Consider the following 11,479-nt stretch of genomic DNA (forward strand, 5'->3'; position numbering starts at 1 on the left):
GAGCGAGAAGAGCCCCTCCTGCAACGGGCTCAGCGCGAGTACGTCTTCGATCTGCGGCGCACTCATGCTGCGTCCCTTCCTAACTGCTCGTTCATCCCGACGTTCGTGCTCATCCCTGCGCGGACCAGGCGGCCGTCAGCGCGGACAGGGCGTCGGATTCCAGGCCCGACGCGCTCATCGGCGCGTGCGAAACCTGTTCGGGCTCATCGGCGTGCGTCGCGTCACCGGCGGCGGCGTCGACGGCGGCGGCCAGTTCGGTGATCGTGGCGCATTCGAACACCAGCTGCGGCGACAGCGGCAAGCCGAGGGCATCGGCGCGCGCCGACCACTGGATGGAGATGACGCTGTCACCACCGAGGGCGAAGAAGTTGTCCCCGCCGACGACGTCGTCGATTTCCAGCAGTTCCTCGATCAGCGCGATCAGGGTGCGCTCGGTGTCGGAGTCGGCCGCCGCACCGGTGGCGACGGCGCTCGCGGCCACCGGGGCGGGGGTGGCCAGCAGACGCTCGAGATCCGCGGCGGGCAGCACACGCAGGTCGGCCACCGGCAGGTCCGGCGTTTCGGCGAAGGCGCGCAGCGTGGCGGCGAGCGCGTCGGCGATCAGCGCGGCCGTGGCCGGTTCGTACAGATCGGCGTTGACGACGACGCGGACGTCCATGCCGCCCTCGGCGGTCACGTTCAGGCTCAGGTTCAGATCCAGGAACGAGACGTCGAAGTCGGCGGGCAGCACGGTGACGGTGCTCTCCCCCGAGGTCGCGAACGGGAGCGTGGTGGGTGCCCAGTCGGCGCCACGGAAGTGGATCATGCTCTGGAACAACGGGTTCCGCGAGCGCGAGCGACGCGGGTTGATCGCTTCCACCAGGCGCTCGATCGGCAGCTCCGGGTGGGCGTTGGCGTCGAGCACCACATTGCGTGCCCGAACCACGGTGTCGCGCAACGTCGGCGCGTTCGACAGGTCGTTGCGCAGCACCACCATGTTGGCGAACAGCCCGATCAGGGCGGTCGTCGCCGGATCGGTGCGCGCCGCGACGGGAGTGCCGAGGGTGATGTCGGTGCCACCACCGAGGGTGTGCAGCAGGGTGGCGACCGCGGCCTGGCACACCATGAACTCGGTGGCGCCGCTGCGGACCGCGAGCGATTCGAGCCCGGAGCGCACGGCGGCGGGCAGCGAGAAGCTCACCACTTCACCGCGCTTGCCGAGCACCGGCGGACGCTGCCGATCGTGGGCGACCGCGATCTCCTCGGGAACACCGGTGAGCGTGGACCGCCAGTACTCGATCTGGTCGGTGGCGAACGCGCTCGGTGCGGCCTGGTCGAACAGTTCGCGTTGCCACAGCGCGTAGTCGGCGAACTGGACCGGCAGCGGCGCCCAGTTCGGGGCGCCGCCCTGTTCGCTGCGAGCCCGGTAGGCGGCGGTGAGGTCGTCGAGCAGCACGCCGAAGGACGCGTGATCGGCGACGATGTGGTGCACCAGCAGCGAGAGCACGTGGGCGCCCGCGTCGAGCACGAGCAGTTCGGCGCGGATCAGCGGCTCACCGTCGAGGGTGAAGTGGTAGCCGGCGATCTCGGCGAGTGCCTCGGTGAGCTGCCCGGCGGCGAGCTCGCGCACCGGCAGCGGGACCGGTGCGGCGGGGTGCACCACCTGGTAGGGCACGCCGTCGTGTTCGGGGAAGGTGGTGCGCAGCGACTCGTGCCGGGCGACCACGTCATCGAGCGCGGCACGCAGGGCGGCGATGTCGAGTGCGCCGTCGAAGCGCAGGGCCAGCGGCAGGTTGCCGACCGAGCCCGCACCCTCCATCCGGTACTGGAACCACATCGCCAGCTGCGAGTACGACAGCGGAACGCGCTCGCCGCGCGGGCGCCCACCGATCGCGGGGCGGCTGGACCGCCCCGGTCCGGCGGTCGCGGTATCCGCCGTCACGGTTTCGGCCGGGTCGGTGGTCGTGCTCTCGGCGGGGGCGTCGTCGAAGTCGTTGTCGACGGCGTCGAGGTCGATATCGAATTCCGCCAGGAAGCGGGCGACCAGATCGGCGGCCAGGGCGGCGGGGGTCGGGCTGTCGAACACGACGCGCACGTCGAGCTCGATGCCGAACTCCGCGCGGACCTGCGCCACCAGGCGCGCCGCGAGCAGGGAGTGCCCGCCGAGTTCGAAGAACGAGTCCTCCGCGCTGACCTCGTCGAGGTTGAACAGGGCGCCGAACAGGGCGCACACCTTGCGTTCGGTGGCCGTGGCCGGAGCGCGGTGGGTGCGTACCACGGCGGGGGACGCCGCGGGCAGGGCGCGCTTGTCGAGCTTGCCGTTGACGGTGAGCGGGATCTCGGGGATCACCGCGAACGCGCTGGGCACCATGTATTCCGGCAGTCCGCCTGCCGCGAACGCGTGGACCTGTTCGAGGTCGACGGTGCCCTCGGCGGGCACCACATAGGCGGCGAGCATCGCGCCGATGGCGGGGTCCTCGGTCACCACGACCACGCAGTGGGCGACGGCGGGATGCGCGGCGATCGCGGCCTCGACCTCGCCGAGCTCGATGCGGAAACCACGCACCTTCACCTGCTCGTCGGCGCGGCCGACGAACTCGAGCTCGCCGAAGGCGTTGCGGCGCACCAGGTCACCGGAGCGGTACATGCGGGCGCCCATCGCGGGGCCGCCCTCGGCCGCCGCGAACGGGTCGGCGACGAAACGCTGCGCGCTCAGCGAGGGACGGTCCAGGTAGCCGCGGGCGAGCTGATCGCCACCGAGGTAGAGCTCACCGACGACGCCGTCGGGCACCAGCTGCAGTGCCTCGTCGAGGACGTAGGTGTAGACGTTGCGGTTGGGGACGCCGATCGGCACCACGCCGGTACCCTGCGGACCCGCGACCGGCATATGGGTCGAGCAGACCACGGCCTCGGTCGGTCCGTAGTGATTGCGGAGTTCGGCCTCCAGCGTGTTGAAGAACCGGTCGGCGACTTCGCCGGGCAGCGCCTCGCCGCCGACGGGGATCTGGCGCAGCGACTGCCATTCACTGATCTCGGGCAGCAGCAGGAACGTACTCAGCATCGACGGCACCATGTGCAGCACCGTCACCTGGCGGCGGGTTATCAGGTCGGCGACGTAGCGGATATCGCGGAAAGCGTTGGGCTTGGGCACGATCAGTTGCGCGCCGACCGTGAGGGTGATCGCGATGTCGACCAGCGAGGCGTCGAAACTCACCGACGACGACTGCATCAGGCGGTCGGCGGCGGTCATGTTCCAGTCGGCGGTGAAGCAGACGATGTGTTCGGCGATCGCGTTGTGCGGCACCGGAACACCCTTGGGCTTGCCGGTGGAGCCGGAGGTGTAGATGACGTAGGCCAGGTTCGCGGGGAGCAGCGGACGCAGGCGCTCGGCATCGGTGGGCGCGGTCGCGGGGAGACCGGCGGCCATCTCTTCGGCAGCGGCCAATTCGACTGCGCCGAGCAACAATCGAGGGTTCGCGTCCTCGATCAGGTACTCGATGCGATCCTGCGGGTAGGCCGGATCGATCGGGAGATAGGCGCCACCGGCCTTGAGGACGGCGAGCACGGCGACGATGAACTCCACCGAGGTGCCGAAGCGAAGGCCGACGAGGTCCTCGGTGCCGACGCCCTGCCCGATCAGCCAGTGGGCCAGGCGATTCGCGCGCGCGTGCAGCGCGGCGTAGGTGAGCTCGGTGTCGTCGGAGAGCAGTGCGAGCGCGTCGGGGGCGGCGGCCGCAGCCGATTCCAGCAGGGCGACAAGGGTGGTCGCCGGTTCATCGACGAGGGCGCCGTGCGAGCGATCCAGCAGGGTCGCGCGGTCGGTGGCACCGAGCATGTCGAGGTTGGCGAGTCTGCGTCGCGGCTCGCGCAACGCACTGTCGAGGAGCTGACCGAAGTGCGCGAGCAACTGGTCGACGAGGGCCTCGGCCAGCACATCGGTCTGGTACTCGGCTTCCACCACCGCGGTGCCGTCGGCGTCGAGCACGATGGCCAGCGCCAACGGCACCTGCGCGCTCGCCGCGCCGAGTTCGAGCTGGGTGGAGTTCACGCCGTCGAGGGCGAAACCGTCGGCGCTCTTGCGCACCGAGAAACCGAGGCGGACCAGCTGATCCAAGCCGTCGCGCCCGGCCACCCGATCCGGGTTCGCCTCGCGGACGACACGATCGATGCCGACACCCCGATGCGCGAAGGCGCCGGTGCAGGTGTCGCGGACCGCGGCGACGAGCTGGGTGAAGTCGGCGTGGGCGCCCATGGTGGCGCGCAGCAGCAGCGTGTTGCCGAAGTAGCCGATGAGCTGTTCGGTGCCCGCGGGGCGATCGGTCACCGGGATGGAGACGAGGAAGTCGTCGGCGGCGGTGTAGCGGTGGATCAGCGCGTCGAAACCGGCGAGCAGCACCATGAACGGGGTCGCGGCCTGTTCGCGGGCGAACTGTTCGGTCCGGGTGACGAGCTCGGCAGGCAGACGGTGGGTGCGGCGCTGGGCGTTGCGGCCGGGGGTGGCCGAGGCGGAGCCGGGCAGTTCGAGGGGTTCGGGCAGCGGGCGCAGGGCCTCGCGCCAGAACGCCACGTCGGCCTCGGCGGGTTCCGCGGTCGACGCGATGGCCGCGAATTGCACGGTGTCACGGCCGAGCGCCGAATCGCCGTTGCCTGCCGCGTTCGCTTCGTCGGGTGAGGCGGCCGGGGCGCTCGATGTGGACGATCCCGCGGTACTCGACCCGGCGGCGGCGCTCGGCCGCCCGGCCCGGTACGCGGCGTTCAGTTCGGCGAAGAACACCGCCCAGGAGTCGTCGTCCCAGGCGATGTGGTGGATGGTGAGGAGCACGACGTGCTCGTCGGTCCCGGTGCGGATCAGCGTCGCGCGCAGCGGGAGTTCGGTGCCGAGCGCGAACGGACGACCGAACTCACGCTGGGCCAGCACCTCCACCCGCAGGTCACGACCCGACTCCGCGAGCTCGGTGAGGTCGTGGGTCGACCATTCGGCCGGTGCGTCGGCGGCGAACACCTGATACGGCGTGCCGTCGACGTCCGCGCCGTAGGTGGTGCGGAGGATGTCGTGGCGAGCCACCACCTGGTCGAACGCCGCGTGCAGGCGATCGGCGTCGAGCGGGCCGGTGAGACGGTAGGCGACACAGATGTTGAGGGCGGTGTCGTCGGCGTCGCGGGTCTGCAGGAACCACATGCGGCGCTGGCCGGGGGTGAGCGGGCGCCGCTCCCCCACCGGAATACGCGGTACGGCAACGGGTTCGGCGTTCACTACGGCCATGCCGCGTTCGCGCAGCTTCTGCTGGAGCAGCAGTTTGCGGCGCTCGGCGACGGACAGGGTGGCTTCGGTGTCAGACATGTTCTTCGGCCCCTCAGCCCTGGTTGGTGTTCTGTGCCATGAGCAGCACGACATCGTCGAGCGATGCGCCGCCGAGAATCGCCGCGACCGGCAGATCGCGATCCAGTTCCGCTCGCACGCGCTTGCGGAAGTCCAAGGCCTGCAAGGAATCGAGGCCGAGTGCGACCAAGGGCATGGTGGCGTCGATGGATTCGGCGCTGTCACCGCCGATCACCTTGAGCAGTTCGGTGCGCATGCGCAGGTCGAGCGGGAAATTATCGGTGGGCGCCGCGGGCGCCGCAGCGGCAACGTCCGCCGGAACCGCACTCACGGTGGCGGCGGGCACCGGTGTCACCTGCGGTGTGGGCGTGGCGGATTCGAGACCGGTGAGCACGCTGGCCTGGCCGAACGCGCCGAGCACCTCGCGCAGGAAGTCCCAGTCGGCGGCGATGATCATGCCGTCGCGCACCGGCGCGGCGAGCCCTGCCTCGATCGCGTCCGCGGGCACCATCGGGAACACGCCTGCCTCTTCGACCCGGGCGAACCCGGCATCGTCGAGCGGGCCGGCCACGCTCCACAGCCCCCACTGCAGGCTCGCGGCGGCGATGCCACGGGCGCGCAGCCTGCGGGCCGCCACGTCGAGCATGCGGTTGGTCACCGCGTACAGGACCTGTCCGCGTCCGCCCAGCGTCGCCGCCATCGACGAGCACAGCAGAACCCGGCAGTCCACGGTCAGCGCGACCGCGTCGATCAGGTTGTCCAGGCCGCGCAGCTTCGCGGCGGCGGCGGTGCGCACGGCGTCGCCGGTGATCTGGTCGAGTTCGGCGTCCACATAGTTGACCGCGGCGTGAATCACCAGGTCGACCGGGCGATCGGCGATCTCGGCACCGAACGCCTTCGCGGCGTCGACATCGCTGACATCACACGACCGCACCACGACCTCGGTCGCGCCGATACCGCGCAGCCGCGCCAGTTCCGGTGCCAGCGCCTCGGTTTCGCCGCTGCGGCTCAGCAGCGTGACGCGGCCCGCTCCGGTGCGCGCCAGCTGATCGGCGAACCGCAGACCCAGCTGACCGGTACCACCGACGATCACCACGTGATCGAGATCTGTTCCGAGCGAACCGGTTTCATTGGTGGTATCGACGACCAGGCGCTTGACGAACAGCTTGCCGGCGCGCAGCGCCAACTCGGCTTCCCCGCTGGAGTGCACCGCACCAACGATCTTGGCGGCCTGGGCGGGAGCGGATTCGGTCGCGGCGAGATCGAGGTGCCGGAACAGGATTCCCGGGTTCTCGATACCCACACTGCGGAATCCGGCGCTGACGCCCGACTGGAACAGCCCGGGAATCGGGTCACCGTCGTGGACGGTCTCGCCGCCGACGGTCAGCAGCCAGCACTCGCCACCGGGGCGCAGCGCGGACAATGCCGGGGCCCAGGCGCGTTCGGCGTAGAACCGCACCAGCGCGTCGATCGCACCGGCGCTGTCGTCGTCGCCGGCAGCGGGCAACAGCACGACCACGGAGTCGGCGGTGCCCACAGCGTGGTCCCGGGCGTCCTGGCCCGAAGGCGCGTCGGCGGCTCCGATCACGCGCGCATCGGCGCCGTGGCGGTCCGCGGCGGCCACCAGGGCGGCGGCCAGCTCGGCGCATTCGCCGGTGTGGTCGACGACGAGGAGGCTCCGCGGCGCGGTCAGCGCGCGACGCTGCACCGGAATCCACTGTTCCACCAGCCGTTGCGGTTTCGGGGTGGAGACCACGAGTTCGGCGGGGGTCTCATGGGCGCCGAGGGGAGCCCACAGTCGCTTGGCGTTGGTGACGGTGTGCGGGAAGTCGCGCAGCGGGAGGCTGACGGTGTCGTCGACTCGCAGTGCGTCCCAGCGGTAGTCGATGTCGAGGACGGCGACCTGGGCGAGATTGCGGGTGAACTCCGAGAGCCCGTCCGCGGTGCGCAGCGACGTGCCGAGGACGCGGAAATCCCGCGCGGGCAGGCCGGGACGGTTCGGGACCAGGCTGAGGTTTTCCTGGATGGCCAGTTGCAGCACAGGGTGTTCGGCGACCTCGATCAGCAGGTCGACGCCGTCACTGCCCGCGCTGACCACGGCGCGGTCGAACCGGACGCGGTTGCGCAGGTTCCAGTACCAGTACTCCTCCTGCTTGAGGTCGGGCGTGATCATCTCGCCGAGAGTCGCGCCGTAGCACGGGATCTCGGAGGCGGAGAAGTTCGGTGCGCTCATCTCGTCACCGAGGAAGCCTTCGAACTCGGTCCGTACCTCGGCGACGATGGAGGTGTGTGCCGGGAAGGCGACCCGGATCTCCCGCGCGAACTGACCGCGCGCGGTAGCGGCGGCCACCAGATCGACGACGGCGCCGCGTTCACCGGAGATGGCGATGATGTGCGGCGAGTTGACGACCGCGAGCTCGGCCCACCCCGAGTGCCGCGCCATCAGCGCTTCCACGCTCTCGCGGTCCATCCCGAAGACCGCCATCGAATAACCGCGCGGGGACAGCCGGTCCGCGAGCAGGGCGCGATGGGTCACCGCGAGCACCGAGTCGCGCAGCGTCATCACGCCGGAGACCGCGCCCGCGGCGAGCTCGCCCTGGCTGTGGCCGACGGTCGCGTGCGGATCCACACCCGCCGCCCGCCACACCGCGGCCAGACCGGTCATGTGGAACATCAATGCGGGCTGCACTTCCCACACCGTGTCCTCGTACTGCCCCTCGTGGCCGAGCAGATAGTGCAGCGGCTGGGAATGACCGAAGCGTTCGGCGTGGATGGCGGCGCATTCGTCGACCACCGCGCGGTAGTCGGCCGACAGCTCATAGAACGTCGCGCCCATGCCGGGCCGCTGACTGCCCTGGCCGGGGAAGACGAACCCGATCCGGCGCGCGCTCGCCGGCACGTCGCCGTGCACGACGAGTGCGTGCTCGGAGCCGGTCGCGATCGCGTCGAGTGCGGACAACAGCTCATCGGTCGCGCCCGTCGGCGACGCCAGGATCAGCGCCCGGCGACGACGGGGCACGCGGGTGCGCAACAGCATGTCCGACAATCGTTGCGCGCTCGCCTCGGGATGCGCGGCAACATAGGCACGCAGGGCGGCCGCCTCGGCGCGCAGTCCCTCGACACTGTCGGAGGACAGCAGGACGGGAACGCTGCCGTCCGGTAAGCGGTACTCAGCCATGGTTGGTCTCCTCCAGCACCGGCAGGCCGACGATGGCGTGCGCGTTGGTTCCCGCGACGCCGAACGAGGACACCGCGGCATAGCGCAGGCCGTCCGCGCGCGGCGCCCAGTCGGTGAGTTCGGCGGCCAGGCGCAAACTGGTCGCGTCCCAGTCGATCTCGGTGTTGGGCGCGTCTGCCCACAGGCTCGGTGCGATGGCGCCGTGCGCACCGCACAGCAGCACCTTGATGAGCCCGAGCATCCCCGACGCGGCCTGGGCGTGGCCAGTGTTGGACTTCACCGAGCCGAGCAGAGGTCCGTCGGTGCGGTCCGGGTTGCCGTAAGTCGCTGCCAGTGCGGTCAATTCGAGCGGGTCGCCGACGGCGGTGCCGGTGCCGTGGCCTTCGATCAGGCCGATGTCGTCGGCGCTGATCCCGGCCGCGGCGACCGTGTCCTCGATCAGCCGCTGCTGAGCGCCCGCGCTCGGCACCGCGATCGGGGCGCCGGAACCGTTGTGGTTGACCCGCGAACCGAGCAGCTGCCCGTAGATCCGGTGCCCCAGCGCCTTCGCCCGCGATTCCCGTTCCAGCACGATGACTCCCGCGCCCTCTGCCCAGAGGGTGCCGGTGGGGTCGGCGGCGTAGGAACGGCAGTGGCCGTCGGTGGCGAGGGCGTTGTTCTTGGAGAACTCGTAGAACGCGCCGGGCGAACCCATCACGCACACTCCGCCGGCCAGCGCCCATTCGCACTCGCCCGCGCGGATCGCCGAGGCCGCCTGGTGCACGGCGGTCAGCGACGACGCGCACGCGGTGTCCACACTGATCGAGGGACCGACCAGGCCGAGGCCGTGGGAGATGCGCCCGGCGACCGCGCCGAGCGCCGTCCCTGTGGCGCGATAGCCGCTGTACTCGTTCACCGAGCCCACCCGTGGCCCGTATTCGACGGTCGAGACGCCCATCCACACACCGGCCGAATCACCGTCCAGCGCACCGGGATTGATGCCCGCGTGCTCGAGCGCGCGCCACGCGACCCGCATGGCCACGCGCTGCTGCGGATCCATCGCCACCGCTTCGCGCGGGGTGATGCCGAAGAACTGCGCGTCGAAGTCGGTCGCGCCGTCGAGGAACCCGCCCGCGTCACGGACCGGCGCCCAGCCTTCGAGCCTGCCGAGGGCGAACAGTTCGTCGAGCGGCCAGTCACGGTCGCGCGGGAACGGGCCGATCAGCTCACGCCCGGAAGCGAGGGCGGACCAGAAGTCGGGCAGGGTCTCGACGCCGCCGGGGGCTTCGACACCCATCCCGACGATCACGATGGGATCGGAGTTCATCGCGCGAGCGCCTTGCCGACGAGCGCCTCGGCGATGCCGTCGATGTTCTCGTCGAGGTAGAAGTGACCGCCCTCGAACAGGTTGACCTCGATCTCGGCGGTGGTGCTCTGGTCCCAGCCGTAGAGGTCGCGCGGCCCGACGAACGGGTCGTCATCGCCACCGAGCACCAGCACGGGTGTCGCGACAGCCACGTCGGGACCACAGGAATAGGCGTCGAAGGCGCGGTAATCGGCCTTCAGGACCGGCAGCGCCATCCGCATCACCTCACGGCTGGCCATCACGTCGGCGCCGGTGCCGTTGAGCGTGGCCATGTGGTCGAGCAATTCGTCGTCCTCGGTGGGATGTGCGGGGAGCTCGGCGATTCGGTGCGGTGCGGCGGCAGCGGAGACCACCAGCAAACGCACGGACAACCCCGCGGCCTCGGCCAGCCGGACGAATTCGAACGCGACGATGGAGCCCATGCTGTGACCGAAGACGGTGAGCGGTGCGCCGGTGTTGTGCGCGGAGTCGCGGAACGCCGCGAAGGCGCCGGCGGCCAGCTCGGGCAGAGTCTGCGCGGCGGCTTCGCGCGCGCGGTCCTGACGGCCGGGGTACTGGACGATCGCGGTGTCGAAGTCGGCGGCCATACGCTTGGCGAACACCCGATATGCCGAGGCGCCCGCGCCCGCGTGCGGGAAGACGATCAGCGGCGGTAGGGAATCGGTCCTGGGGGCCTGAAATTGCCTGATCCAGCCGAGTTCTCTTGCCATGTCGCTCTCCCTTACCGGCCGCGCAAAGCTGCGCGGCCGTTTCGCACGATCCAAACGCCGCGCTCACGCACGGGCCCGCCCGGCGCTGTCGTCCGGGACGGGGCGAATCCTGTTGCATCCGAATCCGACCCGAATCGGGAACGGCCCGGCTATCACCGGGCGATCGGTCGGGCAACAGTAACACCCAGCCATTAGTATAGGCTAGCCTTACCAATCGAGGTGACCAAGGTTACGATTGAACGGAGCACCGAGTAGATGAACCCCGCCGGGACCCCCACCGCGCTGCCCCGCGAGCAGACCGATCTGCCCGCCGAGGTGGCCGCCGCGCCCGCACCCGTGCTGCCGGTCTTCGCGGCGCCGTTCAGCCTGCGCCTGGCCGATCCCGACGGCACCGATCCCGAGTTGCTCGCCGAATGGATGGCCCGCCCACACCTGCTCGAATCCTGGGAACAGGACTGGGACGCCGACCGCCGCCGCGAGAACTTCCGCGCCCAGCTGGCCGGAACCTATTCCCGCCCGTGCATTCTCAGCCTGGACTTCGCCGTCCTCGGCGAGCCCGAACTCGGTGTGCGCGACATCGCCTACCTGGAGTTCTACCGCGCCGCCAAGGACGAGATCGGTCGCTTCTACGACAGCGACCCCAGCGATACCGGCTTCCACATCGCCACCGCCGACACCGCGGTGATCGGCAAGGGCATCATGTCCGCCTGGATCTCCACCATGACCACCGCCGTCTTCGCAGCCGATCCCGCTTGCCGCCGCGTGTTGGCCGACCCCGACCACCGCAACGTGGCGATCGCCCGCAGCCTGGCCAAGGCCGGGTTCCAGCCGATCGGCGAGATCGACGTCCGTCCCGACCGGCGGATCGCGTTGCAGTACGTCCCGCGCACTCCGGAAGACATCATCGCGCCGCGTTGAGCGCAAGAAAGCCGAACACAAAAGAGCCC

The 11,479-nt window shown here is 70.4% G+C and carries 5 protein-coding genes; 1 reads left to right on the forward strand and 4 read right to left on the reverse strand.

Features of this window, described 5'->3' with window-relative positions; all coding sequences use genetic code 11:
* Nucleotides 1-109: 109 nt before the first annotated feature.
* From ACFWF3_RS09290 to ACFWF3_RS09305, 4 genes are read right to left on the reverse strand one after another with little or no spacing between them, the layout of a single operon-like run.
* Complete coding sequence (locus tag ACFWF3_RS09290) at nucleotides 110-5,320, reverse strand: amino acid adenylation domain-containing protein (protein ID WP_379313200.1); 5,211 nt, start codon at nucleotides 5,318-5,320, stop codon at nucleotides 110-112.
* A 13-nt stretch (nucleotides 5,321-5,333) separates the two neighbouring features.
* Nucleotides 5,334-8,477 carry a nocobactin polyketide synthase NbtC gene (gene nbtC / locus ACFWF3_RS09295; protein ID WP_379313201.1) on the reverse strand — a complete coding sequence of 1,048 codons (3,144 nt, stop codon included), beginning with the start codon at nucleotides 8,475-8,477 and terminating at the stop codon, nucleotides 5,334-5,336.
* Nucleotides 8,470-9,783: a polyketide synthase gene (locus ACFWF3_RS09300; RefSeq protein ID WP_378993669.1), complete on the reverse strand. Its 1,314-nt coding sequence runs from the start codon at nucleotides 9,781-9,783 to the stop codon at nucleotides 8,470-8,472. The genes nbtC and ACFWF3_RS09300 overlap by 8 nt, the downstream gene beginning before the upstream one ends.
* A complete protein-coding gene (locus tag ACFWF3_RS09305) occupies nucleotides 9,780-10,532 on the reverse strand; it encodes a thioesterase II family protein (protein ID WP_379313202.1) in 753 nt (250 codons plus the stop codon). Before ACFWF3_RS09305 ends, ACFWF3_RS09300 begins: the two co-directional genes overlap by 4 nt.
* Before the next feature lie 255 nt (nucleotides 10,533-10,787).
* Here ACFWF3_RS09305 and ACFWF3_RS09310 point away from each other — a divergent pair, with 255 nt between their 5' ends.
* Entirely contained in the window at nucleotides 10,788-11,450 is a 663-nt protein-coding gene (locus tag ACFWF3_RS09310) for a GNAT family N-acetyltransferase (RefSeq protein WP_378993671.1), read from the forward strand.
* Nucleotides 11,451-11,479 lie beyond the last annotated feature (29 nt).

It is taken from the genome of Nocardia sp. NPDC060220 (assembly GCF_042727815.1).
GTDB lineage: Bacteria > Actinomycetota > Actinomycetes > Mycobacteriales > Mycobacteriaceae > Nocardia.

Coding starts and splice junctions, on each gene's coding strand:
- ACFWF3_RS09290 (WP_379313200.1), bottom strand. CDS start 5,320: ATGTCTGACACCGAAGCCACCCTGTCCGTCGCCGAGCGCCGCAAACTG.
- ACFWF3_RS09310 (WP_378993671.1), top strand. CDS start 10,788: ATGAACCCCGCCGGGACCCCCACCGCGCTGCCCCGCGAGCAGACCGAT.
- ACFWF3_RS09305 (WP_379313202.1), bottom strand. CDS start 10,532: ATGGCAAGAGAACTCGGCTGGATCAGGCAATTTCAGGCCCCCAGGACC.
- nbtC (WP_379313201.1), bottom strand. CDS start 8,477: ATGGCTGAGTACCGCTTACCGGACGGCAGCGTTCCCGTCCTGCTGTCC.
- ACFWF3_RS09300 (WP_378993669.1), bottom strand. CDS start 9,783: ATGAACTCCGATCCCATCGTGATCGTCGGGATGGGTGTCGAAGCCCCC.